This window comes from Nitrospirillum amazonense (assembly GCF_029594735.1).
Classification (GTDB): Bacteria; Pseudomonadota; Alphaproteobacteria; order Azospirillales; family Azospirillaceae; genus Nitrospirillum; species Nitrospirillum amazonense.
On record NZ_JARPAF010000002.1, the window covers coordinates 2515409 to 2542385 of the forward strand.

General features: G+C 67.6%; 24 protein-coding genes. 10 read left to right on the forward strand and 14 right to left on the reverse strand.

All coding sequences use genetic code 11. The features are described 5' to 3' along the window. Window positions 1-72: 72 nt before the first annotated feature. From P5F91_RS17570 to hemN, 5 genes are all read right to left on the reverse strand, one after another. Window positions 73-495, reverse strand: a complete 423-nt coding sequence (locus tag P5F91_RS17570; RefSeq protein ID WP_145619942.1) for an ExbD/TolR family protein — start codon at window positions 493-495, stop codon at window positions 73-75. Between the two features lie 25 nt (window positions 496-520). Then, window positions 521-970, reverse strand: a complete 450-nt coding sequence (locus P5F91_RS17575) for an ExbD/TolR family protein (RefSeq protein ID WP_145619941.1) — start codon at window positions 968-970, stop codon at window positions 521-523. A 2-nt stretch (window positions 971-972) separates the two neighbouring features. Next, window positions 973-1902, reverse strand: a complete 930-nt coding sequence (locus tag P5F91_RS17580; RefSeq protein WP_277907735.1) for a MotA/TolQ/ExbB proton channel family protein — start codon at window positions 1900-1902, stop codon at window positions 973-975. Between the two features lie 81 nt (window positions 1903-1983). Further along, a complete protein-coding gene (locus P5F91_RS17585) occupies window positions 1984-2646 on the reverse strand; it encodes an energy transducer TonB (protein WP_277907736.1) in 663 nt (220 codons plus the stop codon). Window positions 2647-3270: 624 nt separating this feature from the next. Then, window positions 3271-4677, reverse strand: coding sequence for an oxygen-independent coproporphyrinogen III oxidase (gene hemN / locus P5F91_RS17590; RefSeq protein ID WP_277907737.1), 1407 nt, complete (start codon window positions 4675-4677; stop codon window positions 3271-3273). A 167-nt stretch (window positions 4678-4844) separates the two neighbouring features. On the opposite strand from hemN, the gene P5F91_RS17595 reads away from it, so the two are divergent. The 3 genes from P5F91_RS17595 to folB all read left to right on the forward strand — a co-directional run bounded on the left by P5F91_RS17595 (window position 4845) and on the right by folB (window position 7267). Continuing rightward, window positions 4845-5546, forward strand: a complete 702-nt coding sequence (locus P5F91_RS17595) for a ribonuclease HII (protein ID WP_277907738.1) — start codon at window positions 4845-4847, stop codon at window positions 5544-5546. A 197-nt stretch (window positions 5547-5743) separates the two neighbouring features. Further along, complete coding sequence (locus P5F91_RS17600; RefSeq protein ID WP_246130165.1) at window positions 5744-6781, forward strand: site-specific DNA-methyltransferase; 1038 nt, start codon at window positions 5744-5746, stop codon at window positions 6779-6781. 42 nt (window positions 6782-6823) lie between these two features. Beyond that, window positions 6824-7267 (forward strand): dihydroneopterin aldolase, encoded by a 444-nt coding sequence (gene folB, locus P5F91_RS17605; RefSeq protein WP_145611258.1) that lies wholly within the window; start codon window positions 6824-6826, stop codon window positions 7265-7267. A gap of 85 nt (window positions 7268-7352) precedes the next feature. Here the strand turns inward: folB and P5F91_RS17610 are convergent, their stop codons facing one another. Next, on the reverse strand, window positions 7353-8585 hold the full coding sequence (locus P5F91_RS17610) for a threonine ammonia-lyase (protein WP_277907739.1): 1233 nt from the start codon (window positions 8583-8585) through the stop codon (window positions 7353-7355). Between the two features lie 100 nt (window positions 8586-8685). Continuing rightward, the gene (locus P5F91_RS17615) at window positions 8686-12171 is read right to left on the reverse strand and encodes an indolepyruvate ferredoxin oxidoreductase family protein (protein WP_277907741.1); all 3486 of its coding nucleotides are present in this window, start codon (window positions 12169-12171) and stop codon (window positions 8686-8688) included. A gap of 420 nt (window positions 12172-12591) precedes the next feature. Between P5F91_RS17615 and P5F91_RS17620 the strand changes: the two genes are divergently transcribed. Continuing rightward, a complete protein-coding gene (locus tag P5F91_RS17620) occupies window positions 12592-13068 on the forward strand; it encodes an RNA pyrophosphohydrolase (protein WP_277907742.1) in 477 nt (158 codons plus the stop codon). Between the two features lie 207 nt (window positions 13069-13275). On the opposite strand, the gene P5F91_RS17625 is transcribed toward P5F91_RS17620, so the two are convergent. The 6 genes from P5F91_RS17625 to P5F91_RS17650 form a co-directional block, all read right to left on the reverse strand. Next, window positions 13276-14136: a ferritin-like domain-containing protein gene (locus tag P5F91_RS17625; RefSeq protein WP_277907743.1), complete on the reverse strand. Its 861-nt coding sequence runs from the start codon at window positions 14134-14136 to the stop codon at window positions 13276-13278. Window positions 14137-14547: 411 nt separating this feature from the next. Continuing rightward, window positions 14548-14973, reverse strand: coding sequence for a F0F1 ATP synthase subunit epsilon (locus P5F91_RS17630; protein WP_145611253.1), 426 nt, complete (start codon window positions 14971-14973; stop codon window positions 14548-14550). A 78-nt stretch (window positions 14974-15051) separates the two neighbouring features. Further along, a complete protein-coding gene (gene atpD / locus P5F91_RS17635) occupies window positions 15052-16491 on the reverse strand; it encodes a F0F1 ATP synthase subunit beta (protein ID WP_145611252.1) in 1440 nt (479 codons plus the stop codon). A 44-nt stretch (window positions 16492-16535) separates the two neighbouring features. After that, window positions 16536-17426: a F0F1 ATP synthase subunit gamma gene (locus P5F91_RS17640; protein ID WP_145611251.1), complete on the reverse strand. Its 891-nt coding sequence runs from the start codon at window positions 17424-17426 to the stop codon at window positions 16536-16538. A gap of 72 nt (window positions 17427-17498) precedes the next feature. Further along, a complete protein-coding gene (gene atpA / locus P5F91_RS17645; RefSeq protein ID WP_088872040.1) occupies window positions 17499-19028 on the reverse strand; it encodes a F0F1 ATP synthase subunit alpha in 1530 nt (509 codons plus the stop codon). Continuing rightward, entirely contained in the window at window positions 19028-19588 is a 561-nt protein-coding gene (locus P5F91_RS17650) for a F0F1 ATP synthase subunit delta (RefSeq protein ID WP_145611249.1), read from the reverse strand. The genes atpA and P5F91_RS17650 overlap by 1 nt, the downstream gene beginning before the upstream one ends. A gap of 302 nt (window positions 19589-19890) precedes the next feature. Here P5F91_RS17650 and P5F91_RS17655 point away from each other — a divergent pair, with 302 nt between their 5' ends. Then, window positions 19891-20226 (forward strand): hypothetical protein, encoded by a 336-nt coding sequence (locus tag P5F91_RS17655; RefSeq protein ID WP_088872042.1) that lies wholly within the window; start codon window positions 19891-19893, stop codon window positions 20224-20226. Between the two features lie 214 nt (window positions 20227-20440). On the opposite strand, the gene P5F91_RS17660 is transcribed toward P5F91_RS17655, so the two are convergent. Next, window positions 20441-21442 carry a diacylglycerol/lipid kinase family protein gene (locus tag P5F91_RS17660; protein ID WP_145611248.1) on the reverse strand — a complete coding sequence of 334 codons (1002 nt, stop codon included), beginning with the start codon at window positions 21440-21442 and terminating at the stop codon, window positions 20441-20443. Window positions 21443-21579: 137 nt separating this feature from the next. Between P5F91_RS17660 and P5F91_RS17665 the strand changes: the two genes are divergently transcribed. From P5F91_RS17665 to P5F91_RS17685, 5 genes are all read left to right on the forward strand, one after another. Beyond that, a complete protein-coding gene (locus P5F91_RS17665) occupies window positions 21580-22413 on the forward strand; it encodes a UDP-2,3-diacylglucosamine diphosphatase (RefSeq protein WP_244909269.1) in 834 nt (277 codons plus the stop codon). Continuing rightward, window positions 22410-23486 carry a glycosyltransferase family 4 protein gene (locus P5F91_RS17670; protein ID WP_145611247.1) on the forward strand — a complete coding sequence of 359 codons (1077 nt, stop codon included), beginning with the start codon at window positions 22410-22412 and terminating at the stop codon, window positions 23484-23486. The genes P5F91_RS17665 and P5F91_RS17670 overlap by 4 nt, the downstream gene beginning before the upstream one ends. A 108-nt stretch (window positions 23487-23594) precedes the next feature. Continuing rightward, entirely contained in the window at window positions 23595-24887 is a 1293-nt protein-coding gene (locus tag P5F91_RS17675) for a 3-deoxy-D-manno-octulosonic acid transferase (protein ID WP_145611246.1), read from the forward strand. Then, a complete protein-coding gene (lpxK, locus tag P5F91_RS17680; protein ID WP_277907747.1) occupies window positions 24884-25864 on the forward strand; it encodes a tetraacyldisaccharide 4'-kinase in 981 nt (326 codons plus the stop codon). The genes P5F91_RS17675 and lpxK overlap by 4 nt, the downstream gene beginning before the upstream one ends. A gap of 211 nt (window positions 25865-26075) precedes the next feature. Continuing rightward, the gene (locus P5F91_RS17685; RefSeq protein ID WP_186454788.1) at window positions 26076-26972 is read left to right on the forward strand and encodes a lysophospholipid acyltransferase family protein; all 897 of its coding nucleotides are present in this window, start codon (window positions 26076-26078) and stop codon (window positions 26970-26972) included. Window positions 26973-26977: the final 5 nt, after the last annotated feature.

Genomic DNA, 26977 nt, shown 5'->3' on the forward strand with positions numbered 1-26977 from the left:
CCCCCGAAAACGGTTACGGCGGCCCCGCATCCCGAGACCAGCTCGGGTAACGAGGCCGCCGTAGACACGGACTTAGTCCATGAACTGTTCCGCACCCACCAGACCCAGCTTGGTCACGCCCAGGCGCTGGGCCGAGGCCATGACCATCGCCACGGTGTTATATTTGGCCAGCTTGTTCGGCCAAAGATGAACCTCGGGCTGCGGGGTCTTGAGCGCGGCGTCCTTCAGACGCAGCTCAAGTTCATGGCGATCAACGGTGGTTCCGTTCCACTGAATCGTGTTGTCGAAATCCACCATGATGTTGACGATCTCAGGCGGCGTCGTATTGGTCACCGGCGGGGTCGCCGACGGCATGTCCAACTTCACCGCATGGGTTTGGATCGGAATGGTGATGATCAGCATGATGATCAGCACCAACATCACGTCGATAAGCGGCGTGGTGTTGATGTCCATCATGGCTTCGTCTTCACCACCTCCGCCAACGTTCATACCCATGGCTTAAACTCCTTCGGCGGAACCGTCAGTGCGCGACCGGGATCGCGCCCGCCGGCGGCTCGGTGATGAAACCGATCTTCACGATGCCGGCCCGCTGGGCCGCGACCACCACCCGGCCCACATATTCGTAGCGCGCATTCTTGTCGCCACGGATGTGAACTTCCGGCTGGGGCTTGTCCACGGCGCGCACCTTGAGCTTGTCAAGCAGGGTCGTGTAGTCCGGAATCTTGGTCTCGTTCCAGAAGATGTCGCCGTCCCGGTTTACCGCGATGACGATGTTCTCCGGTTTCGTCTTGGTAGGCTGATTACGTTCCTTCGGCAAATCCACCGGCACCGTGTGGGTGACGACGGGAACCGTGATCAGGAAGATAATCAGCAACACCAGCATGATGTCGACGAGGGGGGTCGTATTGATCGCCGATACGACCTCGCCATCATCATCACCATCGCCGGCAGAACCGACGTTCATCCCCATGTTTACGCGCTCCGGGCGGACTTGCCGGCGCCGAGACGGCCACCACTGACCAGCAGGGCGTGCAGGTCGGCGGAGAAGTTGCGGACGCGGTCCATGGCGGTCTTGTTGCGGCTCAGCAGCCAGTTGTAACCCAGCACGGCGGGCACGGCGACGGCCAGACCGATGGCGGTCATGATCAGGGCTTCACCGACGGGGCCGGCGACCTTGTCGATCGAGGCCTGACCGGCGATGCCGATGTTGGTCAGGGCGTGATAGATGCCCCACACCGTACCGAACAGACCGACGAACGGACCGGTCGAACCGACGGTGGCGAGGAAGGCCAGGCCGCCCTTCATGCGGTTGCTGATGCTGTCCACCGAGCGCTGCAGCTGCATGGTCACCCAGGTGTGCAGGTCGATCTGGTCGACCAGCGTGCCTTCATGGTGCTCGGTGGCGCGCAGGCCGTCTTCGACCAGCATGCGGAACACGCTGTTCTTGCTCAGCTTGGCGGCGCCATCGGCCAGGGACGGGGCGGTCCAGAAGGACTTGTCGGCCTGGGCGGCGGAGCGCAGCAGCAGGGTCTGCTCGATCAGCTTGGTGACGATGATGTACCAGGTGCCGGTCATCATGATGACCATGATCATCAGCACGCCACGGGACACGAAGTCACCGCCATTCCACAGGGCGTTCAGGCCGTAGGGGTTCTCGACGGTCGTGGTGGCCGCCGCCGGGGCGGCGACGTCGCTGGCGCTGGCGTCGGCGGCGGGCGCGGCGGCCGGAGCGGCCTGATCAGCGGCCGGAGCCGGAGCGGCGGCGGCCGGGGCCGAGCTGTCGGTGGACGGGGTCGTGGTCTGGGCGACCGCGACCGAGGTGAAGGTACCGACGACCAGGGCCACCATGGCGAAACGCACCATGGAACCGGCGGTCAGCTTGAAACGCTCCCTAATGCTCATGACAATTCCAACACATTTGGGTTGAGGGGATGAGGAACCCTTGCGCATCCGCGTCTAAGAGGCCCCGGTTTTCTTGAACTGTTAACGCGCGTCCTTGAGCTGGAAGCGGTAGGCCATCTTGGTGGACGACCACGTCGCCAGCGCCTTGCCGTCCTGCGTCTCGGCGGTGCACTTCCACACGCCACGCTGGGCCTGCTTGACTACCGCTTCATCCAGACGTTCGTGGCCGCTGGATTCAGCAACCTTGGCATCTGTGACCCTGCCGTTGGCATCGCAGTAGACCTGGAAGACGACGCGACCCTCTTCACCCAGGCGCGAGGACGCCGACGGATATTCCGGCTGATATCGGCTGAAACTCGCCTGATCGAGCTTCACCGGGGTGGAAGGTGGGGCCGGCGGGGCAGCGGGCGCGACCGGGGCAGTCGGAGGCACGACGACCGGCGGCTTGGTCGTCGACACCGGCGCCGGATTCGGCGGCGGCGGGGTGTCGATGTTGACCTCGACCGGCGGCACGAAGTCCGGCGGCCGTACGGTCTGCGGCGGCGGCGGCGGCGGCGGCGGCGGCGGCGGAGTATCGTCCTTGATCTCTTCGATGATCTTGGTCTCCACAGGACCCTTGACCACCTCGACGACCTTGCTCGCAAGGCCGGTGACGAGAGCGTAGACGATGCCGGCCTGGATGAGGACTGTGGCGACCAGCCCGATCAACCGGCTGCTTGACGATTGTTTTGCGGTGTAAGGCATTTTCCTGCGGTCACATCACGAAGGAAGACACCGCATCGGAAAACGCCGCGGCGCATCCGAGCGGAAGTGATTCACGGGAGGCAGAACGGGGGGAATCCGCGATGCCCGGGACCTGGGGTCCGCCTGGACATCGAAACGCAATCCTGGGGTCGACCAACACCGACCTTCCCACATCTGCCTCCAATTCATTTGCGAAGCAGTATCCGGCACCCGTGGTGCACATCCGGTTATTTCATAACCTGACAAACACCAGCCCCAAGCACCACAGCCCGCTTTTCACGGACCTGAACACCGCTTGCGATCGTTGTCGACCTTCACAGTCGAGCCTTGTTGCGTTTTCGTATGCCCGATTTCTAAGACGCACGCAAGCGGCAGGTATGCAGGAAATGACTCTCTCGGTCACTGCCTGTCTTAAACCAGCCGGCCTTCGTAATTTCATGCAACTTTCGCGGGGCACGATCGCCATTTTGCTGCATTGCAGCAGGGGCTTGGGGACTCTCCTCCGTTAACCTGTGGGACTGTTTCTTTTCAGTCTTCTAAGGCACATTGTGAAAGCGGGCCGGGAACACCATGGGTTTCGCGGACGCGGCGATCCGCCCCATCTTGAAAAATTCTGAAAAAAATCTACACGGCATAGCTGTGCCGTCCCGATTCCGGATCGAAGTAAGCATCGAACAGAACCGCGACGCTGCGGACCAGGGGTCGAGCCTCCTCCCTTACCTCGACCCTAGTTTTATCACAGATTATCATATCATCGTCGGCAAGCGCGGCCAAGGCGCGGCGGGTCGCCGGGGTCAGGATCTCTTCCAAAGAACCACCGTGGCGGCGGCACGTATCGCTTAAGTCCACCGAAAAGCGGCACATCAACTGTTCGATGATGTCCGCGCGCAGCCTGTCGTCATCGCTGAGGGCCAGGCCCTTGGCCACCGCCCACCCCGTGCCCTCACCCGCCCCATGGGCTTCCCACGCCTTAAGGTAGGCGGGGACGTCCACCTTGTTCTGGATATACCCCCCGCGCGTGCGCCCGATGGCGGAGGCGCCGAAGCCCAGCAGCGCCGTGGCCGTGTCGACGGTATAGCCCTGGAAATTACGCTTCAGCCGGCCGGCGGCATAGGCCGTGGCCATGACGTCGTCCTTGCGGGCGAAGTGATCCAGGCCGATGGCGACATAGCCCGCCGCCTCCAGCGTCTCGGCCATGGCGGCCGCCTGCTCGGTCCGTTGGGTGGCGCCAGGCAGGGCGGCCGTCTCGATACGGCCTTGATGGGCCTTCAGCGACGGCATGTGGGCGTAGCCGAAGACGCTCAGCCGGTCCGGCGCCAGCTCCAGGGCCTGGACCACGGATTGGACACAGCTGTCCACCGTCTGGTGGGGCAGGCCATAGATCAGGTCCAGGTTGATCCCGCCGATGCCGGCCTGGCGCAAGCGGGCCACCGCCTCCGCCGTGGCGGCGTAGGGCTGGATGCGGTTGATGGCCCGCTGCACCCGGTCGTCAAAGCTTTGCACGCCCAGGCTGGCCCGGGTGACGCCGCCCTGCCCCAGGGCCGCCGCCATGGCGGGGGTCAGGGTGCGGGGGTCGATCTCCACCGCGATCTCCGCCGTGGCGGCCGGCCGGCCGAAGCGCTGGGCCAGCCGGTCCATGAGCGACAGGAAGGCGTCGGGGGGCAGGAGGGTGGGCGTGCCGCCCCCGAAATGAATATGGGTGACGGGCGGCAGGCCGCCCCCCCTGGACAGCGTAGAGTCGGGAACCAGCGCCCCCGCCACGGCGTCGATCTCCGCCTCCAACGCCGCCTGGTAGCGACGGATGGGCGCCTCGTGGTTCACCACGGTGGTGTGACAGCCGCAGTACCAGCACATGCTGCGGCAGAAGGGGACGTGCAGGTAAAGCGACAGGGTGTCGGCCGCCGTCAGTTGCCCCAGCCAGCGGCGGTAGTCGTCGGCCGTCACCGCCGCGCTGAACTGCGGTGAGGGCGGATAGCTGGTGTACCGGGGCACACGCTGGTTGCGGTACTTGGCGACGAGATCGGGGCGCATGGGGCGGACCTGGCGGGACGATGTTGGGACGGACGCATGCTGCGCCCGATGCGTCGGTGGCAAAATGATCTGCCTCAACCTCTGCTCATTCCCGAAGGTCCGGCGCTTGCCCGCGAGGGGTGCGGTCGGCCATCATGGCCGCCACGCCCGTGCTTAAGCTGTGACCGATGCCCCGCCCCCGCAAGCCCACCTCCGAAATTATCATACAGTTGGGACCGCCCACCCTGCGGCCGGAACTGGATGCCGGCCACGCCCACGACAGCCTGGTCTGCGGCGTGGACGAGGCGGGGCGCGGCCCCCTGGCTGGCCCGGTGGTCGCCGCCGCCGTCATCCTGCCCGTGTGCCCCCCCGGCAGCACGGACGCCCCGCCCTGGTGCGCCGGCATCAACGACAGCAAGAAGCTGACGGCCGCCGCGCGCGATACCCTGTTCGACGCCATCCGGGCCAACGCCCGTGTGGGCGTCGGCATCAGCACGGTGGAGGAGATCGACACCGTCAACATCCTGCAGGCGACCTTCCTGGCCATGCGGCGCGCGGTGGAGGCCCTGGCGGCGGATGGCGGCCCCGCCCCCCTGACCGCCCTGGTGGACGGCAACCAGCGTCCGCCGGGTCTGCCCTGCCCCCGCATCGCCACCCTGGTCAGCGGCGACGCGCTGAGCCTGTCCATCGCCGCCGCGTCGATCATCGCCAAGGTCACCCGTGACCGTCTGATGGCGGATTTGGCCCTGTCGCACCCCGGTTATGGGTGGGAACGCAACGCCGGTTACGGCACGGCTGAACATCGTGACGCAATCAAGATATTGGGGGTCACGCCCGCTCACCGCCGTACATTTGCTCCAATCTCAGAACAGTTGGCTCTAAACCTTTGACTCTACTGACTCTTGCCTAAAAAATTACATTGACGGCGACTCGGGGCCGACTCATTGTCGGCAAAAATCAACCCCCGATTCGGCGAATACTCCCCATGTTGAAGACACCGGAAACCCGTACTGACTCCAAGACCAAGTCCAAGGTGCGGGAGGCAGCGCCCGCCAACCGGATACTTGTGGGCGACTGCGTTTCCCTGATGCAGGGTCTGCCGGCCGGATCGGTCGACATGGTGTTCGCCGACCCGCCCTATAACCTGCAGCTGTCGGGCGACCTGATGCGCCCCAACCACACCCGCGTCGACGGCGTGGATGAGGAGTGGGACCGGTTCGCCGACTTCGCGACCTATGACCGCTTCACCCGCGACTGGCTGGCCGCCGCCCGCCACGCCCTGAAGGACGACGGCACGCTGTGGGTCATCGGCAGCTACCACAACATCTTCCGCGTGGGCGCCATCCTGCAGGACCTGGGCTACTGGATCCTGAACGACATCATCTGGCGCAAGACCAACCCCATGCCCAACTTCCGGGGCAAGCGCTTCACCAACGCCCACGAGACCATGATCTGGGCGGCCAAGTCGCAGGACGCCAAGTACTTCTTCGCCTATGAGGCGATGAAGAACCTGAATGAGGAGCTGCAGATGCGCAGCGACTGGCTGTTCCCCCTGTGCACCGGCTCGGAGCGGCTGCGCGACGCCGACGGCAACAAGGCGCACCCGACCCAGAAGCCGGAGGCGCTGCTGTACCGCGTGCTGTCCAGTTCCACCCGCGTGGGCGACACCGTCCTGGACCCGTTCTTCGGCACCGGCACCACCGGTGCCGTGGCCAAGCGCCTGCGCCGCAACTGGATCGGCATCGAGCGGGAGAAGACCTACGCCGAAGTGGCCCTGTCGCGCATCGCGGCGGTGGAGCCCGCGGCCGAGGCCGAATTGCTGGAGCCGCCGTCCAAGCGCGCCCAGCCGCGGGTCCCCTTCGGCTGGCTGGTGGAACGCGGCCTGCTGCAGCCCGGCACCACCCTCTATGACACCCGCCGCCGCCACAGCGCCCGGATCAAGGCCGACGGCACCCTGGTGGGCGCCAACCACCTGGGTGAGCACAACGGCTCCATCCACAAGGTGGGTGCGGCCATGCAGGGCCTGCCGGCCTGCAACGGCTGGACCTTCTGGCACTATGTCGAGGGCGGTCAGTTGGCCCCTATCGACATGCTGCGCCAGCGCGTCATCGCCGAGATGCACTGAGCGGCCCTTCCCGCCACCCGGCCGGGGTGGTAGAGGAGCCCTATGAACAAGCTCTTCTCCCAAGTGACCGGCGGTCCGGCCAAGGCCGTACCCGTGCAGTCCGCCTCCCCGGCTGTCACCAATCCCGCGCCGCTGGCCCGCATCTTCGTGCGCGACCTGGTGGTGATGGCCACCGTGGGCATCTATGAGCATGAGAAGCAGAAGGCCCAGCGCCTGCGCGTGAACCTGGACATGATGGTGCTGGACCGCTTGGGGGCGCGCCGCGACGACATCGCCGACGTGGTGTCGTATGAGGACGGCGTCACCATCGTCCGCGAGCTGGCGGCCCAGGGCCATCTGAACCTGGTGGAAACCTTCGCCGAGACGGTGGCCCAACGCCTGCTGGCCGATGGCCGGGTGCACAGCGTCACCGTGCGGGTGGAAAAGCTGGACGTCTTCCCCGACGCCGCCTCCGCCGGGATCGAGATCACGCGGCAGCGGGGGTGACCCTCGGCACGCGGGATAAGAAAAAGGCGGCCGCCGGTCCTTCCACCGACGAGCCGCCTCTTTTCTTGTCAACTTCAGGCGGCGCTCACTCTCCCGCCAAGGCCTTGACTTGAAAGCCATTGCTGCGCAGCGCCTCGACCACCCGGCCGGCGTGGTTGGCGGAGCGGCATTCCACCGTGATGTCGATGTCGGTGGCCTTGACGTTGGCGGTGCTGAATAGGCGCTGGTGCACGGCCTCGATGATGTTGCCGCCGGCCTCGCCGATCAGGGTGGTGATGCGGCCCAGGGCACCCGGCCGGTCGGGGATGACCACGCGCAGGGTGACGATGCGGCCCTCGCGCACCAGCTGGCGCAGGATGACGCTGGCCAGCACGCGGCTGTCGATGTTGCCGCCGGACAGCACCAGGCCCACCTTGCGCCCGGCGAAGCGCTCCGGATGCTTCAGGGCGGCGGCCAAGCCGGCGGCGCCGGCCCCCTCGGACACCGTCTTCTCGATGTTCAGGAACAGGGCCACGGCCCGCTCCACCTCCCAATCCTCCACCAGGATGATGTCGTCGACCTTCTGCCGGACGATCTCCAGCGTGGTGGCGCCCACGTTCTTGACGGCGATGCCCTCGGCGATGGTGTCGCCGCCCACGCTGACCGGCAGGTTGTGCAGAGCCTGGTACATGGGCGGGTAGGCCGTGACCTCCACGCCGATGACCTCGATGTCCGGCTTGCGCGCCTTGGCCGCCACGGCCATGCCGGAGATGAGGCCGCCGCCCCCCACAGGCACCAGCAGCACGTCCAGGTCGGGCGCGGCGTTCAGCATCTCCAGCGCCACCGTGCCCTGGCCGGCGATGACCAATGGGTCGTCATAGGGGTGAACGAAGACGTAGCCGTGTTCCCGCTGCAGGCGCTCGGCTTCCGCCGCCGCTTCCGCCAGCACAGCACCCTTCAACACCACCTTGGCGCCGAAATTCTCCGTATGCTCCACCTTGATGAAGGGGGTGCCCTCGGGCATGACGATGGTGGCGGGGATGCCCAGGCGGCCGGCATGGTAGGCGACACCCTGGGCGTGGTTGCCGGCCGACATGGCGATGACGCCGCGTCGGCGCTCCTCCTCCGTCAGGGACAGCAGGCGGTTCAGGGCGCCACGCTCCTTGAAGCTGGCGGTGAACTGCAGGTTCTCGAACTTCACCCAGATTTCGCAGCCGGCGATGCGCGACAGGGTGCGCGACGGGATGCAGGGCGTGTCGATGACCTGGCCGCCCAGCGCCAGGGCCGCCGCCCGCACATCCTCCAGGGTGACCTTGTCCGCGCCCGTGTTGCTGTCCATGAGATCTGTCCTTGAGAACGGCATCCTTGAGGGCGCCAACCATAGACCTCAAGCGACAGCCCGCGACAGGAGATTTGTCGCGGGCTGCTTCGCTTGATCCTTACTCCGCCGCCAGGGGCGTGGACTGGCCCGGCGTGCCGGTGCGCCAGTCGCGGAGCAGCGCTTCTTCCTTGGCCTTGACCTCGGCGTAGGCCTTCTCCTTGACGTGGCCATAGCCGCGGATCTTCTGCGGCAGCTCCGCGATCTCCACCGCCAGCGCATGGTTGTCTTCGGACAGGCCGGCCAGCAGTTCCGCCACCGTGGCGCGGAAGTCGACGATCAGCTGGCGTTCCATGCGGCGTTCGGCGGTGCGGCCGAAGATGTCCAGCGCAGTGCCGCGCAGGCCCTTGCAAGCCGCCAGCAGGCGGAAGGCCGTCAGCATCCAGGGGCCGAAGGCGCGCTTGCGCATCTCGCCCGTGGCCGGGTCGGCGTGGGACGCGGTGGGCGGCGCCAGATGGAAGACCAGCTTGTAATCGCCCTGGAACTGCTGGCGCACCTGGTCCAGGAATCCGGTCTGGGTGTAGAGACGCGCCACCTCGTACTCGTCCTTGTAGGCCATCAGCTTAAACAGCGAGCGGGCCACGGCCTCAGTCAGCTGGTCGGCGCCCGGCACCCTGGCCGCCTCCACCGACCGCACCTGGGCCAGGAACTGGCGATAGGCGTCGGCGTAGGCTGCGTCCTGATAATCGGTCAGGAAGGCGGCGCGGCGCTCGATCACCTCATCCAGCGTCTGCGACAGGCGGCGGTGGGGCTGGTCGGCCGCTGGACCCCTGGGCGTGGCGATCTTCTCGACCGCCGCCTGGTCCAGGGCGGCGCGGCGGCCCCAACGGAAGGCGTCGGTGTTCATCTTCACCGCCGCCCCGTTCATCTCGATGGCCTTCTCCAGCGCCTCGGCGCTGACCGGCACCAGGCCCTTCTGATAGGCGTAGCCCAGCATGAACAGGTTGGTGGCGATGCTGTCGCCCAGCAGGCCGGTGGCGATGCGGGTGGCATCCACGGCGTTGACGGCGTCGGCGCCGCAGGCCTTGGCCACCGTCGCCACCATGGACCCGCCGTTCATCTGGAAGTCGGGGTTGGTGACGAAGGCGGCGGTGATGGCCTCGTGGGTGTTCAGGATGGCGTGGGTACGGTCCTGGGCCATCTTGGTCAGGGCGTCGGCGTTGGCCGCCACCACGATGTCGCAGCCCAGCACCACGTCGGCACCACCGGCGGCGATGCGGGTGGCGTGGATGTCCTCCGGCCGTTCGGCGATGCGCAGGTGGCTGGTGACCGCCCCACCCTTCTGCGCCAGGCCCGCCATGTCCAGCACGGTGCAGCCCCGGCTTTCCAAGTGGGCAGCCATGGCGACGATGGCGCCGATGGTGACCACACCGGTGCCGCCCACGCCCGTCACCAGGATGTTCCAGGGACGGTCCAGGGTACGGCGCGCCGGCTCCGGCAGGGCCTCGAACGCGTCCGTCTTGCCGCCGGCCGGCTTGGGCTTGCGCAGGGACCCGCCTTCCACCGTCACGAAGCTGGGGCAGAAGCCCTTGAGGCAGGAGAAGTCCTTGTTGCAGCTGGACTGGTCGATCTGGCGCTTGCGGCCGAACTCCGTCTCCACCGGCACCACGGACAAGCAGGAGGACTTGGTGGAGCAGTCGCCGCAGCCCTCGCACACCAGTTCGTTCACCACCACGCGGCGGGCCGGGTCGGGAAAGGTGCCGCGCTTGCGGCGGCGGCGCTTCTCGGCGGCGCAGGTCTGTTCATAGATCAGGACGCTGACGCCCTTGATCTCGCGCATCTCGCGCTGCACCCGGTCCAGGTCGTCGCGGTGCTCGATGGTGGTGAAGGGCGGCAGGCCCTGGCCCAGGCCGTACTTTTCCGGATCGTCGCTGACCACGACGATGCGCTCCACACCCTCAGCCTCCAGCTGGCGGGCAATCTGGTGCACGGACAGGCTGCCGTCCACCTTCTGGCCGCCGGTCATGGCGACGGCGTCGTTGTAGAGAATCTTGTAGGTGATGTTGACCTTGGCGGCGACGGAGGCGCGCACCGCCAGGATGCCGGAATGGAAATAGGTGCCGTCGCCCAGATTGGCGAAGACATGCTCCTCCCCCGCGAAAGGCGCCTGGCCGATCCAGTGGACACCCTCGCCGCCCATCTGGCTGAAGACGTCGGTGTTGCGGCCCATCCACGTCACCATGTAGTGGCAGCCGATGCCGGCCAGGCCGCGGCTGCCCTCGGGCAGGTGGGTGGAAGTGTTGTGCGGGCAGCCGGAGCAGTAGAACGGCGCACGAACCACGGTGCTGGCGGAAGCGGTGGGGCGCAGCTGCGCCTCCAGGGCCCGCACCCGCTCCGCCACCCGGTCAACCATCAGGCCCAGCCTGGCCATACGGCCGGCAAGGGCCAGCGCGATGGTGGTGGGCGACAGTTCCGCCTTTTCCGACAGCAGCGGCCGCCCGTCCTCATCCGTCTTGCCCAGGATGCGGGGACGGCGGTCCCAGTTATACAGCTGTTCCTTCAGCTGCGCCTCGATCAGGGCGCGCTTTTCCTCCACCACCAGCAGCTCCTCGGCACTCTCGGCGAAGTCGCGGATGCCGTGGGGCTCCAGCGGCCAGGTCATGGCCACCTTGAAGATGGCGATGCCGAGGTCGGCCGCCATCTCGGCGGTGATGCCCAGCTCATCCAGGGCCTGGCGCACGTCCAGGTAGGACTTGCCCACGGTGACGATGCCCAGGCGCGGCTTGGCGGCGCCCAGGATGACCTTGTCCAGGTGGTTGGACCGGGCGAAGGCGCGCGCCGCGTCCAGCTTCCACTGGATCATGCGGTCTTCCTGGATCAGCGGCGTGTCGTGCAGGCGGATGTTCAGCCGGCCGGGCGGCATCTCGAAATCGGCCGGCAGGACCACGCCGCTGGTGACATCGGGCACGCGCACGATGGCGGAGGTGTCGATGGTGTCGGCCAGGGCGGTGAACCCCACCCAGCAGCCGGAATAGCGCGACATCTCCCAGCCGATCAGGCCGTAGTCCAGGAACTCCTGCACGCCGGCCGGGCTCATCACCGGCATGAAGGCGTGGATGAAGGCGTGGTCGGACTGATGCGGCAGGGTGGAGGATTTGGAGGCGTGGTCGTCGCCGGCGATGGCCAGCACGCCGCCATGACGGCTGGTGCCCGCGAAATTGGCGTGCTTCAGCGCGTCCAGCGAGCGATCAACGCCGGGGCCTTTGCCGTACCAGATGCCGAACACGCCGTCGACCTTGGCGCCCTTGAACAGGTTGACCTGCTGGCTGCCCCAGACGGCGGTGGCGCCCAGTTCCTCGTTGACGCCCGGCTGGAAATGGATGTCGTGACGGGCCAGGTGCTTGCGCGCCTGCCACAGCGCCTGGTCGTAGGCACCCAGGGGGGAGCCGCGATAGCCCGAGATGAAGCCGGCGGTGTTCAGGCCGGCCGCCCGGTCGCGGTCGCGCATCAGCATGGGCAGGCGCACCAGCGCCTGGGTTCCGGTCATATAGACCCGGCCGTCCTGCAGGACGTATTTGTCATCGAGGGTAACGGCGGCCAGCGTCATAACGCATCTCCCACTCGGGTGAAACTCGAGCCCCTGCCTAGCCTCGGGATATCTGCGCCCGATGCGGTCGGGTCGCGGTCGTCCCAAGGAACGGTGCCTTGCTGCCTGGGGGTCAGCCAAGGTCCGGCGCCGATGTTCCCCCGGCTTACCCTCGCATCTAAGCAGGGATGGGCACGGCCGAAAATAGGTCATAGATACTGACATATTTCCTGTCGGAAGCACTGCAGCAATCGCGCCGACTCGTTCCCGTTGGCCCCCATTTGGGTTCTATCCTTACGCACATCGCCGACACCCCGTCGCCAGCTGCCCCTCCGCGCGTCGAACCGCCGTTTTTCCACACCGCGACTCGGGCGCCACGCTGGCCTGGCCCGCCCCCACCCGGTAGTCTGCCGCCAGTTTCCCTTCTGAAGAGCCCGCCCCATGACGAAGCCGGTCGACCCCAGCACCCTGCCCTACCGCCCCTGTGTCGGCATCTGCCTGCTGAACGCCCAAGGCCTGGTGTTCGTCGGCCAGCGGCGCGACACCCCCGGCGCCTGGCAGATGCCCCAGGGTGGCATCGACAAGGGCGAGACGGCGGCGGAAGCCGGCCTGCGCGAACTGACGGAAGAGATCGGCACCGACCAGGCAACGATCCTGGAGGAAACGGCCGAGTGGCTGCGCTACGACCTGCCGCCGGACCTGGTGGGCGTGGCGTGGAAGGGCAAGTACCGCGGCCAGAAGCAGAAGTGGTTGGCCTGCCGGTTCACCGGCCGGGACGGAGACATCAACCTGGACACCGAACATCCCGAGTTCGACGCCTGGCAATGGGTGCCGCTGGAGCGGACGGTGGACTTGATCGTCCCCTTCAAGCGGGAGATCTACATGCAGGTGGTCGCCGCCTTCCGGCACTTGGTTTGAATTGTCCTCAGGCGCCGGGCGCGGGCATCCGCCCGCTGGGCTTCCTCCCTTTTCAGCCCGCCAATGCTCCCCGAAAAGGTCCGGCGGCTGCAATCGCAGCCTACAACGGCATGACGAAAGGCTCATGCCGTTGGCCTGAAACTTCCAAAACAAAACGCCGCTCCGGTCACCCAGGGCGGCGTTTTTGTTCTCAGCGCGGAAGAGGCTTCAGGCGGCCAGCGGGGGCACGCCGGCCTTCTTCATCATGCGCTTGTAGGCGTAGCGCGAGGCGACGTCGTGCAACCAGCCCTGAGGCTTCAGGCCGCTGGCCTTGAACACCATGGCGACCATGCGGTCCAGGTGATGGGGGCGGTAATAGCTGTAGGCCCGGCGTACGTAGTTGGCGAAGGCCGTCTCGCGGTGATAGGGCGCTCCCTCGTCGGCATTGGCGGCGTGATAGGCGAAGGACAGCTCATCATCCTCCGTCTCGTTGATGCGCGAGAGGGAGATGCGCAGGCGGCCGAACTTGCCCAGGCGTTCCTGGGTCAGGTAATCGCCCAGATAATCATAGAACAGCTTGTAGTGCCGGAATTCGTCGGCCGCGATGTGGCGACAAATCTGCTTCAGCACCGGCTCGTCCGTGGCCTCGGCCAGGGCGGTGTAATAGCTGCTGGTGCCGGTCTCGACGATGCAACGCGCCACCAGTTCACCGGCGCGGGAACCGCGCACCGACTGGCTGACGTCGATGTCGATCTTGTAGCCCTCACGGAAACGCTTCACCGCCGCCTGGAAGTTCCAGCTGGGGTCCACGCGCTCGGCCCAGGCGCCCAAGGCCTCGCCATGCTGCACTTCCTCAACCGCCCACTGGCGGGCTGTCCGGCAGAACTCCGCGTTGTCGGCGAAGACATTGCACAGGTAATCGGCGTAGCTGTCGCCGTTGTATTCCACCAGGGCGGCGGCCTTGATGAGCTTCAGGATATCGGGGTTGACCTTGGACGGGTCCAGCTTGTCCCAAGGCAGGCCCGCAACCGTCCAATGACCGTTGCGGCTTTCCGTGGCCTGAGATTCCGTGCCGTTGACGTCTGCCATGCGCGTTCCGTTCTTCGTGCCCCAGGGCCGGCGCCCTCGCTTCCGGGTACCAGCATCCGATGACCATTATACGGGCCCGATGTCGCCGCCGTGCCCCCACTGCGACGATCGAACCCCACTCAATTCGAAAAGGTCCGCCCGGAAACAGGAAAGCCGGCGGGCTTTTCGTGATGCCCCACCGGCCGGTATGCCACAAATTCGTAACATCCGCCAAGCTCGGCACGGCGCCAAGCTAGCACGATGCCGCCAATTGGCAAAATGCCCACCCGTCAAGGGTGGGAACTATTGTGCTGAATCAAGGGACTGGCTTACGTCCTAGGGGGCCTGCCTAAGGGCGAAGGGGGCTAGGCATGATGTCCTAGCCCCCTTCGGACCTTTTGCGATTCGCTCTCAACTGCCGGGGATCAGCCCTTAGTGGGCAGCCGGACCGGTGCCGAGGGCTTCCAGCTTGGCCTGGGCGACCAGCAGCTTGGCCTCCGCAGCGCGCTTCTCGACGTCGTTGGCGGCGTCGGCCACGTCCTCGGCCAGGTCCTTCACCTGCTGTTCCACCGCGGCACGGTCCAGGGCCGCAACCTCGATCGCCTCTTCCGCCAGCACGGTGCAGCGCGTCTCGGTCACCTCGGCGAAACCGCCGGCGACGAAGATGCGGTTGCTGATGGTGGTGATGCCATCGAGGTAGATGTCGATCACGCCCGGCTTCAGCGTGGTGATCAGGGGGGCGTGGCCCGGCAGGGCGCCCAGGTAGCCTTCAGTGCCCGGGACGACCACCATGTCGACCGGCTGGGAAACCAGCAGCTTCTCCGGCGACACCAGCTCGAATTCAACCTTATCGGCCATGATGGGGCTTCCGTTCAGCGTCTTACGATAAGGGACGGAAAGGGGGTTCCCCTTCCCGTCCCGGTACTACTCAGGCGATCAGGCGGCCTCGGCGGCCATCTTGCGGGCCTTCTCGACGGCTTCTTCGATGGTGCCGACCATGTAGAAGGCCGCTTCCGGCAGGTGGTCGTACTGGCCGGCCACGATGCCCTTGAACGCGCGGATGGTGTCTTCCAGGCTGACCAGCACGCCGGGCGTGCCGGTGAACACTTCGGCCACATGGAAGGGCTGGGACAGGAAGCGCTGGATCTTACGGGCGCGGGCGACCGTCAGCTTGTCCTCTTCCGACAGCTCGTCCATGCCCAGGATGGCGATGATGTCCTGCAGCGACTTGTAAGTCTGCAGCACCTTCTGCACCGAACGGGCCGTCTGGTAGTGCTCTTCACCCACGACGCGCGGATCCAGCGCGCGGGAGGTGCTGTCCAGCGGGTCCACGGCCGGGAAGATGGCCTGTTCGGCGATGGCGCGGCTCAGCACCGTCGTGGCGTCCAGGTGGGCGAACGAGGTGGCGGGGGCCGGGTCGGTCAGGTCGTCGGCGGGCACGTACACGGCCTGCACCGAGGTGATCGAGCCCTTCTTGGTGGAGGTGATGCGTTCCTGCAGGGCGCCCATGTCGGTGGCCAGCGTGGGCTGGTAACCCACCGCCGACGGGATACGGCCCAGCAGCGCCGACACCTCGGCACCCGCCTGGGTGAAGCGGAAGATGTTGTCGATGAACAGCAGCACGTCCTGGCCTTCCTCGTCGCGGAAGTATTCCGCGATGGTCAGGCCGGACAGGGCGACGCGGGCACGGGCCCCCGGCGGCTCGTTCATCTGGCCGTACACCAGGGCGACCTTGGAGCCCGGGCCGTCGAGCTTGATGACGCCCGACTCAATCATCTCATGGTACAGGTCGTTACCCTCGCGGGTACGCTCGCCCACACCGGCGAAGACCGACACACCACCGTGCGCCTTGGCGACGTTGTTGATCAGTTCCATGATGGTGACGGTCTTGCCCACGCCGGCGCCGCCGAACAGGCCGATCTTGCCGCCCTTCAGGTACGGGGCCAGCAGGTCGATGACCTTAATGCCCGTGACCAGGATCTGCGCGTCGGTCGCCTGCTCGGCGAACTCGGGCGCGGACCGGTGGATGGGGTAGGTCTTCTCGGAGGCAACGGCACCGCGCTCGTCGATCGGCTCGCCGATGACGTTCAGGATGCGGCCCAGGGTGGCGGGACCGACCGGCATGTTGATGGGGCCGCCGGTGTCGGCGACGGCGCCGCCGCGCACCAGGCCGTCCGTGCTGTCCATGGCGATGCAGCGGACGGTGTTCTCGCCCAGATGCTGGGCGACTTCGAGCACAAGGGTCTTGCCCTCGTTCTGCGTGTGCAGGGCGTTCAGAATGGCGGGCAGTTCGGCATCGAACTGCACGTCCACCACGGCGCCCAGCACCTGCGTGATACGGCCGACGGCGTTGGTCGCCTGGTTAGTCGTAGCCATGGGGTAAGCTCCCTCGGACCCTTGCGAATGTTGTCGTGGCGCCGTCAGACCGCTTCAGCACCGGAGATGATCTCGATCAGCTCCTTGGTGATGAAGGCCTGGCGCGTGCGGTTGTAGTTAAGCGTCAGCTTCTTGATCGTGTCGCCGGCGTTGCGCGTGGCGTTGTCCATGGCGGTCATCTGCGCGCCGAAGAACGAGGCCGAGCTTTCCAGCAGGGCGGTGTACACCTGGATGGAAAGGTTGCGCGGCAGCAGGTCGTTGAGGATGTCCTCCTCCGACGGCTCGAACTCGTAGATGGCCTTCGGCTCGGTGGAGGCCGGGGCCTCTTCCGTCGTGGCCGCCACGGCGAACGGGACGATCTGCTGAACGGTGACGATCTGCGTCATCGCCGACTTGAACTTGTTGAAGATGATGGAGGCGACGTCGAACTCGCCGGCGTCGAACAGCTCCAGCACCTTGTCCGCGACCTGGGCCGCGTCGGCGAAGCCCAGGCGCTTGCCGCCCAGGTTCTCGTAGCTGTGGACGATCATCGAGCCGAACTCGCGACGCAGCAGGTCGCGGCCCTTGCGGCCCACCGTCAGCAGCTTCACGGTCTTGCCCTCGCCCGTCAGGCGGGAAACCTGCCGCTTGGCCTCGCGGACGATGGTGGCGTTGAAGCCGCCGCACAGGCCGCGATCGCCGGTCAGGACGATCAGCAGGTGCGTCTTGTCGGAACCGGTGCCCGCCATCAGCTTCGGGCCCTGCGCGCCCGCCGGCACGTTGGCAGCGAGGGAGGAGAGCATGCGGCCCATGCGCTCGGCATAGGGACGCCCGGCTTCGGCCTGTTCCTGGGCGCGGCGCAGCTTGCTGGCCGCCACCATCTTCAGGGCCGAGGTGATCTTCTGCGTCGACTTGACGCTGTCGATCCGGATCTTGAGGTCCTTAAGGCTGGGCATGCCGTGCCTTCACTTCCTAGGGAGACTTGGGCGGGCGGCGGCCATGACGGCGCCGCCCGCCGTTTGCGGAGATCAGGCGAAGACCTTGGAGAAGCTCTCCAGGAAGGCCTTCAGCTTTTCCTCGGTGTCCTTGCTGATCTGCTTGTCGGTGCGGATCGCGGTCAGGATGTCCTGGCCCTTGCTGCGGATCTCGTCCAGGAAGCGCGCCTCGAAGCGGTTCACGTCCTCGACCTTCACCTTGTCCAGGAAGCCCTTCACGCCGGCGAAGATGGAAACCACCTGCTCTTCCACCGGCAACGGGCTGTACTGCGGCTGCTTCAGCAGCTCGGTCAGGCGGGCACCGCGGTTCAGCAGGCGCTGGGTGGCGGCGTCCAGGTCCGAGGCGAACTGGGCGAAGGCGGCCATTTCGCGGTATTGGGCCAGTTCCAGCTTAATGGTGCCGGCGACCTGCTTCATCGCCTTGATCTGGGCGGCGGAGCCGACGCGGCTGACCGACAGGCCGACGTTAATGGCCGGGCGGATACCGCGGTAGAACAGGCCGGTTTCCAGGAAGATCTGGCCGTCGGTGATGGAAATGACGTTCGTCGGGATGTAGGCCGACACGTCACCCGCCTGGGTCTCGATGATGGGCAGGGCCGTCAGCGAGCCGGCGCCGTAGCCGTCGGCCATCTTGCAGGCGCGTTCCAGCAGGCGGCTGTGCAGGTAGAACACGTCGCCGGGGTAGGCTTCGCGGCCCGGCGGACGGCGCAGCAGCAGGGACATCTGACGGTAGGCGACGGCCTGCTTGGACAGGTCGTCGTACACGATCAGGGCGTGCATGCCGTTGTCGCGGAAGAACTCGCCCATGGCGCAGCCGGTGTAGGGCGCCAGGTACTGCAGCGGCGCCGGCTCGGACGCGGTGGCGGCCACAACGATGGAGTATTCCATCGCGCCGGCTTCCTCCAGCGTCTTCACGATCTGGGCGACCGTGGAGCGCTTCTGGCCGACGGCCACATAGATGCAGTAGAGCTTCTTGGATTCGTCGCCGCCGGCGTTAATGCCCTTCTGGTTGATGAAGGCATCGATGGCGACGGCGGTCTTGCCGGTCTGACGGTCGCCGATGATCAGCTCACGCTGGCCACGGCCGACGGGCACCAGGGCGTCCACGGCCTTCAGGCCGGTCTGCATGGGCTCGTGCACCGACTTGCGCGGGATGATGCCGGGGGCCTTCACCTCGACGCGCTTGCGCACGACGTCGACCAGCGGACCCTTGCCGTCGATGGGGTTGCCCAGGCCGTCCACGACGCGGCCCAGCAGGCCGCGGCCCACCGGAACCTCGACGATGGCGCCGGTACGCTTGACCGTGTCGCCTTCCTTGATGGCGCGGTCGTCGCCGAAGATCACGGCGCCGACGTTGTCGGCTTCCAGGTTCAGGGCCAGGCCCTGAATCCCGCCCGGGAACTCGACCATCTCACCGGCCTGGACCTTGTCCAGGCCATGGATGCGGGCAACACCGTCGCCGACCGAGAGCACCTGGCCCACTTCAGCAACATCGGCCTCGGTGCCGAAATTCGCGATCTGCTGTTTCAGAATCGCGGAAATCTCTGCGGCGCGGATTTCCATCAGCCCACCCCTTTCATGGCGATTTTCAGCTTGGTCAGTTTGGTGCGCACGGAACTGTCGATCATGCGCGATCCGACCTTAACGATCATGCCGCCCAGCAGCGTCGGGTCGACGCTGGCGGCGACGGAGACTTTGGAGCCCAGGGCCTTCTTGAGCGCGTCGGTCACGGCCGACAGCTGCTCTTCCGTCAGCGGGCGGGCCGAGATGACGGTGGCCGTCTCTTCGCCGCGGCGCTGGGCCAGCTCGGCGAGGAAGGCGGCGATCATGCCATCGAGGGCGAAAAGCCGGCGGTTCTGGGCGACCAGACCAATAAACTTGCGCACGAGCTCGGACGTGCCCGCCTGTGACAGCACCGCCTCCATGGCGCGGGCCTGCTCGGCACGCGACAGGACGGGGCTGCGCACAACGCGACGCAGGTCTGCGCTTTCGGCGAGAACCTGCTTGAGCGACGTCAGGTCCTGCGCGGTTTGGTCCAGCGCCTTCTGCTCGTCGGCAAGGTCGAACAGCGCCGCCGCGTAGCGGGCCGCCAGTCCGGATACGACTGTCCCTTGGGATGCCACCTGGAAACCTCGGTTAATCCGCAGACCTGAAGGATTTCAGGGCCTTAGCAATGTGGGTCCGAACCGGGTGAAAACCACCCCGGCGTCGGGCGTCGTGCACATAACACAGGGCGCCGCAGGGCGCAACTCCATCACTCCATCCAAAGCATACTATCCCACGGGTGAGCAGCCCGCTTTAAGGCGCCATTAACAGTTGGGGCCGCATAGTCCCCTCAACGCGCCAAAGCCACCCGGCGCACTGACGAAAAAGTCCGGAACCTTCCGGGCGCCTCCGATCCAGGGTGGCAGAGTGCTGGTGAGTCATGACTGTCGTCCCCTTCTCCTCTGCCCGCTTCACCCCCTTCGATCTGACCGAGTGGAACAGCGTCGCCCAGCCCAAGCTGGAGCGTGGCCTGTGGGAAACGGTCAGCCGCCACACCGCGCCCGACCATGATCAGCTGATCGTGCGCTTCCCCAACCTGGACCGCCCGGTCTTCCGGTTCGAGCGTGATCGCCGCGGCACCTATCGCCTGTACTTCAACGACCGCCGCGGCTGGTACTGCATCGGCACCGGTGAGAGCGCCGAGGAATGCCTGTCCGTGTGGCGGGGCCGCGTGCCGCGCGCCACGGCCGAGGCCGGCGCGCAGGCGGGCCGTTGAACGTCCGCTGCTATACTAAAGAACGAGGGGGCCATGGGCCCCATCGGAGCCTGAGTTGCCTGGTGAGAACCCGATTTTGAGTGGCCTGACGTTTATAGAGTCTTGGAGTCGCGTACCAGTCGAGTGGCCTAGCGTTGCCTGGAACCAGAGTTGCCTGAACACCGGCTTCAGTAGCGTTGCCTGATTTGATGCCAGGGGGCAGACCAGCGCCCCTTCAGGGCAGACGGGACACGGGGCGGAGCGGCGGCGCCAGCACACGGAAAGGCGCCGCCGTTTCCATATCCACCGGCAGCCGGGCGATGGTGTCGCCATCCCCCTGCACCGGATCGCCGACCGGCCCCTCGATCCGCACCCGCACCGCCTGCATGATCCGGTATCCCAATCCCCCCTTCGCTTCCGTCCAGCGGGCCAGCCGGCCCGTCACCAGCGCCGCGCCATAGCCCAGCGCCGCCAGCCGTCCGCCCGCCTCGAACAGGCAGACGTGGAAGCCGCCCTCGTCCAGCCGGGCATCGGGCGCGCAGACGAAGCGGCCACCATAGAAATGGCCCTTGGCCACGATGCAGGACGCGGCCTCGTGCTCGCGGACATGGCCGGCCGCGTCCGTCGTGATCACGCGATAGCGCGGGCTGGGCCACCGCGCGATCTGCGCCAGGCTTTCCAGCACATAGGCGCCCTTGCCGATACGGCGCTTCACCCCAGGATCCACCCCTTCCACCACATGGGCGTCCAGGCCCACGCCGGCCATCATCGTGAACAGGCGGCCGTTGGCGCGCCCGGCATGGATGGTGCGCGGCATCGCGCCCGCCAGGGTGCGCGCCAGCTCGGCCACGCCGAACGGCAGGTCCAGCTCCGCCGCCAGCACATTGGCCGTGCCCAGAGGGATCAGACCCAGGGCCGGCGGCGACAGGGTCGGCGCCGCCAGGAGGCCGTTCACCACCTCGTTGATGGTGCCGTCGCCGCCCGAGGCCACGACGGCGTCGGGAATGCGGCCGTCCGTCAGCGCGCCGGAGGCGGCCAGGCCGGCCAGGCGCTCGGCGTCGCGCGGGCCGGTGGTTTCCACCACCGCCACGTCGGCGCCGCCCTGGCGCAGGGCATCGACCACCCGCCCCATCAGGCCCCGCCGGCGACGGCCCGCCACAGGATTGTGAATGATCAGTAGTCGGCGCGCGGGCGCGGACACAGGTTCCGTGACAGCCAAGTGAAGGGCGGAAGACATATTTATGAATGCCCCGTGAATATATGGTGAAGTCCTTGAACTTACCTTCATCACCATTTGTCTTGCCCTACATGCTGCGGTATAGCCCTGTCAACATTACTATTGATTGTCTGCGTGGGTCATCTCGGGGGCGTAGCATGGAGACGGACATGGAGACGGAACACGAGGCCCCGCGGCGGTACCGCAGCATTTGGCTTTCCGATCTGCATCTGGGAACCCGGGGCTGCCAGGCCGACATGCTGCTGGACTTCCTGAAGCACACCGAGTCGGAATACCTGTATCTGGTCGGCGACATCGTCGACGGGTGGCGCCTGAAGAAGGGCTGGTACTGGCCGCAGGCCCACAACGACGTGGTGCAGAAGGTGCTGCGCCGGGTGCGCAAGGGCACCAAGGTCTTCCTGATCCCGGGCAACCATGACGAAGTCTTCCGCGACTTCATCGGCCTGCAGTTCGGCGGCGTCACCATCCTGGAGGACGCGGTCCACACCACCGCCGACGGCCGCCGCTTCCTGGTGCTGCACGGCGACCTGTTCGACGCGGTGGTGAAGTACGCCAAGTGGCTGGCCTATGTCGGGGACAGCGCCTACACGGTGCTGCTGACCCTGAACACCTGGCTGAACGCCGCCCGCCGCCGCTTCGGCTTCCAGTACTGGTCGCTGTCCGCCTATCTGAAGAACCGGACCAAGAAGGCGGTGGAGTTCATCGGCAATTACGAGCAGGCGCTGGCCGACGAGGCCAAGCGCCGGCAGGTCGACGGCATCATTTGTGGCCACATCCACCACGCCGAGATGCGTGACATGGGTGGCGTCCTCTACTGCAACGACGGGGACTGGGTGGAATCGTGCACCGCATTGGTCGAACACGCCGACGGCACGCTGGAGATCCTTCATTGGGCGGACGAAGTGCGCAAGCGCGCGGCAGCGCGGCAGCCTGGGCAGCCGGGCGGGACGACGCAGAAGGCTGCAGCGTGAAAATCCTGATCGTCACGGACGCCTGGCACCCCCAGGTGAACGGCGTGGTCCGCACCCTGACCACGACGCGCGATGAATTGCGCCAGCTGGGCCATGAGGTCGAGGTCATTGCCCCGGACCGCTTCCGCACCGTGCCCATGCCGACATACCCGGAAATCCGGCTGGCGCTGAAGCCCGGCGCCCGCCTGCGCCGCATGATCGACGAGATCGCGCCCGACGCCATCCACATCGCGACGGAAGGTCCGTTGGGCCTGGCCGCGCGGCGCTATTGCCTGCGCCGGCGCATTCCCTTCACCACCGCCTATCACACGCGCTTCCCGGAATACGTCCGCGACCGCTTCCCCATCCCGCTGCGCCTCAGCTACGCCCTGGTGCGCCGCTTCCACGCGCCAGCCTCCGCCGTCATGGTGGCGACGCCGTCCATCGAGAACGACTTGGTGGACCGGGGCTTCCGCAACATCAAGCGCTGGTCGCGTGGCGTCGACACCGACCTGTTCCGCCCGCGCGAGAAGGACTTCCTGCCCTTCCCCCGCCCCATCTTCATGTATGTGGGCCGGGTGGCGGTGGAGAAGAACATCGAGGCCTTCCTGTCGCTGGATCTGCCCGGCACCAAGGTGGTGGTGGGTGGCGGCCCGCAGCTGGACGAACTGAAGGCCAAGTACCCGGCCGCCCAGTTCGTCGGCCCCAAGCATGGCGAGGAACTGGCCAAGCATTACGCCGCCGGCGACGTCTTCGTCTTCCCCTCGCGCACCGACACCTTCGGCCTGGTGCTGCTGGAGGCCCTCGCCTCCGGCGTGCCGGTGGCGGCGTACCCGGTGCCCGGGCCGCTGGACGTGCTGGCCGGGTCGGACGTGGCCGTGCTGGACGAGGATTTGCGCAAGGCCGCGCTGGCCGCCCTGGAGATTCCGGGCGACAAGTGCCGCCGCCACGCCCTGACCTTCTCCTGGTCCGCGTCCGCCGCGCAGTTCCTGAACAACCTGCGCCCCTTCCGCGGCCATCCGGCCCTGGACCCGGCCCCGGCCCTGGACACCGGCTTGGCCCCCGGAGCGGACGAGACCAAGAAGGCCAGCTGACCGTAGGGGTTCCCGCGTTCATTGAAGACGGCGCGGACCCGGTGCTAGGGTGGCGGCGACCGTGGCGGGCCGCCCCGCCGCCCCATCCGTTCCCCTGACACGATCGGCATGCTGGAAGCGCTTTATCGCGGGCTGACTGCCCTGGCCGGCCCCGCCGTCCGCCGCCTGCTGGACCGGCGGCTGGCCGCCGGCAAGGAAGACCCCCACCGCCTGCCCGAACGCCTGGGCCATGCCGGTCTGCCCCGCCCCCCTGGCCGGCTGATCTGGCTGCATGCCGCCAGCGTGGGCGAGTCCATGGCCGTGCTGCCGCTGATCGACCGGCTGCTGACCCTGTCGCCCCGGCCCACCGTCCTGGTCACCACCGGCACCGTCACTTCCGCCGCGCTCATGGCCAAGCGCCTGCCGCCGGGCGCCATCCACCAGTTCGTGCCGGTGGACCTGCCGGCGGCCGTGGCCCGTTTCATGGACCACTGGCGGCCCGACGCGGCGCTGTGGATCGAATCGGAATTCTGGCCCAACCTGCTGCGCGCCCTGCGCAAGGCCCAGGTGCCCGCCGCCCTGGTGAATGCGCGCCTGTCGGCCGGCAGCCACCGCAACTGGCGGCGCGCGCCGCGCACCGCCCGTCGCCTGCTGTCCACCTTTCGCCTGGCGCTGGCGCAAACGGCGACGGAGGCCGGGCGCCTGCGCGATTTGGGCCTGGCCGACGTGCGCTGCGTCGGCAACCTGAAATACTCCACCAGCCCGCTGCCGGCGGAGCCCCAGGCCCTGGCCGCCCTCCGGGCCGCCGTGGCCGGCCGGCCCGCCTGGGTCCTCGCCAGCACCCATCCAGGCGAGGATGACCTGGCCGTCCAGGTGCACCAGCGCCTGGCCCCCCGCATGCCGGGACTGCTGACCCTGGTGGTGCCACGCCACCCCGCGCGCGGGCCGGAGATCGCCGCCGCCTTCCAGGCCCGAGGCCTGACCGTCAGCCGTCGCGCCACCGGCGCCCTGCCGGACGCCACCGACGCCCTGCATGTGGCCGACACGCTGGGGGAGCTGGGGCTGTTCTTCCGCCTGGCACCGGTGGCCGCCATCGGTGGATCCTTCGTGCCGGTGGGCGGGCACAACCCCATCGAGCCCGCACAGCTGGGGGCCGCCGTCATCTATGGTCCGCACATGCATAACTTCGCGGAGATCGCCGCGACCCTGGAGGCGGCCGGCGGCGCCCGGCGCGTGCCGGATGTCGAAGGCCTGGCCGCGGCAGTGCAAACCCTGCTGACTGACCGGCCGGCGCGCGAGGCCCAGGCGGCCGCCGCCAAGGCTGTTGCCGACGACAACCGCGACGCCGTGGACCGGGTGCTGGCCGCCCTGGCGCCCCTGCTGGCCGAGGCCGGCCTGCACCCTGCCGGGGATGCCCGGTGAAGGCCCCCGGCTTCTGGTATCGCCCCGCCGGGCCGCTGGCGGCACTGCTGAGCCCCCTGGCGTGCCTCTACACCCTCGGCGCCCGCCGGCGCCAGGCCAAGGCCACGCCGCAGGACGTCGGCATCCCCGTCATCTGCGTCGGCAACTTGGTGGCGGGCGGCGCCGGCAAGACGCCGCTGTCGCAGGCGGTGATGCGGCACTTGCGCGCCCGGGGCGTCCAGGCCCACTACCTGTCGCGCGGCTATGGCGGCCGGCTGAAGGGCCCCCTGCGGGTCGATCCGGCCCGGCATGGTGCCGCCGACGTGGGGGATGAGCCGCTGCTGCTGTCGCGCACCGCCCCGGCCTGGATATCGGCGGACCGCCTGGCCGGCGCCCGGGCCGCGCGCGATGGCGGCGCCGAGGCCGTGGTGATGGATGACGGCTTCCAGAACCCGGCCCTGGCCAAGGACCTGTCGCTGCTGGTCGTGGACGGCGGCGCGGGCTTCGGCAACGGCCGCGTCATCCCGGCCGGCCCCCTGCGCGAGGCCCTTGGCGACGGCCTGGCCCGGGCGGACGCCGTGGTGATCGTGGGTGCCGACCGCACGGAAGCCAGGGCGAGCGTGGCGGCACTCGCCCCCGCCCTGCCCATCCTGGCCGCCCGACTGGTGCCGGACGCAGCCGTGGCCGCCGGGCTGGCCGGGCGCCCGGTCCTGGCCTTCGCCGGCATCGGCCGGCCGGGAAAGTTCTTCGACACCTGCGTTGAGCTGGGCCTGACGGTGGCGGAGGCGGCGCCCTTCCCCGACCATCACCCCTATGCCGAGGCCGAAGTCACCGGCCTGCTGGAGCGCGCCACCACCCTGGGCGCCGTACCGCTGACGACAGAGAAGGACTGGGTGCGACTACCCGCCGCGCACCAAACCGCCATAAAAGCCCTGCCCGTGGTGCTGGCCTTCGACGACCCCGGCGCCCTGGAGCGTGTTCTGGGAACGGTGTCCTAGGGATATCGGGTTCCCAGGGCGGGCGCGTGCGAGCGCGCTTGACCCCTGGCAAAAAGCACCCGATAGCTTTAGCCGCCGCCGGCGTCGGGACCCGGCGGCCCCCGCTGTTGTCCGCCTTGGAGGTCGTCTTTCTGGGTCCGGATGGGGCGCTATCCCCAACCCTTCCAGGACGGCCGGCCCATCGCCATGGGGACCGGCACGGGAGTTTTCCATGGCCGAGCACGGTACCCAGCCCTCCTCCCTGCGCTACGCCATCGAGGCGGCAGGCATCCGCGCCCTGTTCAACCTGCTGGGCCTGCTGCCCGCCGACGTGGCGTCGGACTTCGGCGGCTGGGTGGGGCGCACCCTGGGGCCGCGCATCGGCGGCAACGCCAAGGTGCTCCGCAACCTGGAACGGGCCATGCCCCAGCTGGATGCGGCGGGGCGCCAGCGTGTGGCCCGCGAATCCTGGGACAACCTGTGCCGCACCCTGGCCGAATATCCGCACCTGAAGACCATCTCGCGCGAGTGGGAACAGCGGGTGGAGCTGATCGGGGCGGAGCATGTGCGCGGCCTGGTGACCGATGGCAAGCCGGGCGTCATCCTGACCGGCCACTTCGGCAATTGGGAACTGGTGGCCATGACCGTGTTCAAGTGCGGCGCCACCATGACCGCCATCTACCGCGCGCCCAACAACCCCTCGGTCGACAAGCTGCTGGCCGAGGCGCGGGGCGAGCTGGGCACCACCCTGGTACCCAAGGGCCGCGCCTCGGCCAAGGGCATCCTGGCGGCCATGCGGGCGGGCGGCATCCTGGGCATCCTGGCCGACCAGAAACTGAACGAGGGCATCGCCGTGCCCTTCCTGGGCCATGACGCCATGACCGGCACCATCGCCGGCGACGTGGTGGTGCGCCACGGCGCCGTGGTCGTGCCGGTGCGGGTGACGCGCAAGGCCAAGGGCGCCCGCTTCCGCATCGAGGCGTTCCCGCCGATGGACCTGCCGGCGCCCACCGGCGACCGCCCGGCCGACATCCGCGCCATCACCGTGGCGGTGAACCAGCTTCTGGAGCGGTGGGTGCTGGACAACCCCGGCCAATGGCTGTGGACCCACCGGAGATGGCCGAAATAGGGGCT

What these genes read in the sequence shown, in the direction of transcription:
- P5F91_RS17685 (WP_186454788.1), top strand. Translation starts at nt 26,076, where the DNA reads ATGGCCGAGCACGGTACCCAGCCCTCCTCCCTGCGCTACGCCATCGAG.
- P5F91_RS17575 (WP_145619941.1), bottom strand. Translation starts at nt 970, where the DNA reads ATGGGGATGAACGTCGGTTCTGCCGGCGATGGTGATGATGATGGCGAG.
- P5F91_RS17610 (WP_277907739.1), bottom strand. Translation starts at nt 8,585, where the DNA reads ATGGACAGCAACACGGGCGCGGACAAGGTCACCCTGGAGGATGTGCGG.
- P5F91_RS17600 (WP_246130165.1), top strand. Translation starts at nt 5,744, where the DNA reads ATGCAGGGTCTGCCGGCCGGATCGGTCGACATGGTGTTCGCCGACCCG.
- P5F91_RS17585 (WP_277907736.1), bottom strand. Translation starts at nt 2,646, where the DNA reads ATGCCTTACACCGCAAAACAATCGTCAAGCAGCCGGTTGATCGGGCTG.
- atpA (WP_088872040.1), bottom strand. Translation starts at nt 19,028, where the DNA reads ATGGAAATCCGCGCCGCAGAGATTTCCGCGATTCTGAAACAGCAGATC.
- folB (WP_145611258.1), top strand. Translation starts at nt 6,824, where the DNA reads ATGAACAAGCTCTTCTCCCAAGTGACCGGCGGTCCGGCCAAGGCCGTA.
- P5F91_RS17665 (WP_244909269.1), top strand. Translation starts at nt 21,580, where the DNA reads ATGGAGACGGACATGGAGACGGAACACGAGGCCCCGCGGCGGTACCGC.
- atpD (WP_145611252.1), bottom strand. Translation starts at nt 16,491, where the DNA reads ATGGCTACGACTAACCAGGCGACCAACGCCGTCGGCCGTATCACGCAG.
- P5F91_RS17675 (WP_145611246.1), top strand. Translation starts at nt 23,595, where the DNA reads ATGCTGGAAGCGCTTTATCGCGGGCTGACTGCCCTGGCCGGCCCCGCC.
- P5F91_RS17620 (WP_277907742.1), top strand. Translation starts at nt 12,592, where the DNA reads ATGACGAAGCCGGTCGACCCCAGCACCCTGCCCTACCGCCCCTGTGTC.
- P5F91_RS17595 (WP_277907738.1), top strand. Translation starts at nt 4,845, where the DNA reads ATGCCCCGCCCCCGCAAGCCCACCTCCGAAATTATCATACAGTTGGGA.
- P5F91_RS17630 (WP_145611253.1), bottom strand. Translation starts at nt 14,973, where the DNA reads ATGGCCGATAAGGTTGAATTCGAGCTGGTGTCGCCGGAGAAGCTGCTG.
- P5F91_RS17640 (WP_145611251.1), bottom strand. Translation starts at nt 17,426, where the DNA reads ATGCCCAGCCTTAAGGACCTCAAGATCCGGATCGACAGCGTCAAGTCG.
- hemN (WP_277907737.1), bottom strand. Translation starts at nt 4,677, where the DNA reads ATGCGCCCCGATCTCGTCGCCAAGTACCGCAACCAGCGTGTGCCCCGG.
- P5F91_RS17580 (WP_277907735.1), bottom strand. Translation starts at nt 1,902, where the DNA reads ATGAGCATTAGGGAGCGTTTCAAGCTGACCGCCGGTTCCATGGTGCGT.
- P5F91_RS17625 (WP_277907743.1), bottom strand. Translation starts at nt 14,136, where the DNA reads ATGGCAGACGTCAACGGCACGGAATCTCAGGCCACGGAAAGCCGCAAC.
- P5F91_RS17615 (WP_277907741.1), bottom strand. Translation starts at nt 12,171, where the DNA reads ATGACGCTGGCCGCCGTTACCCTCGATGACAAATACGTCCTGCAGGAC.
- P5F91_RS17570 (WP_145619942.1), bottom strand. Translation starts at nt 495, where the DNA reads ATGGGTATGAACGTTGGCGGAGGTGGTGAAGACGAAGCCATGATGGAC.
- P5F91_RS17655 (WP_088872042.1), top strand. Translation starts at nt 19,891, where the DNA reads ATGACTGTCGTCCCCTTCTCCTCTGCCCGCTTCACCCCCTTCGATCTG.
- P5F91_RS17660 (WP_145611248.1), bottom strand. Translation starts at nt 21,442, where the DNA reads ATGTCTTCCGCCCTTCACTTGGCTGTCACGGAACCTGTGTCCGCGCCC.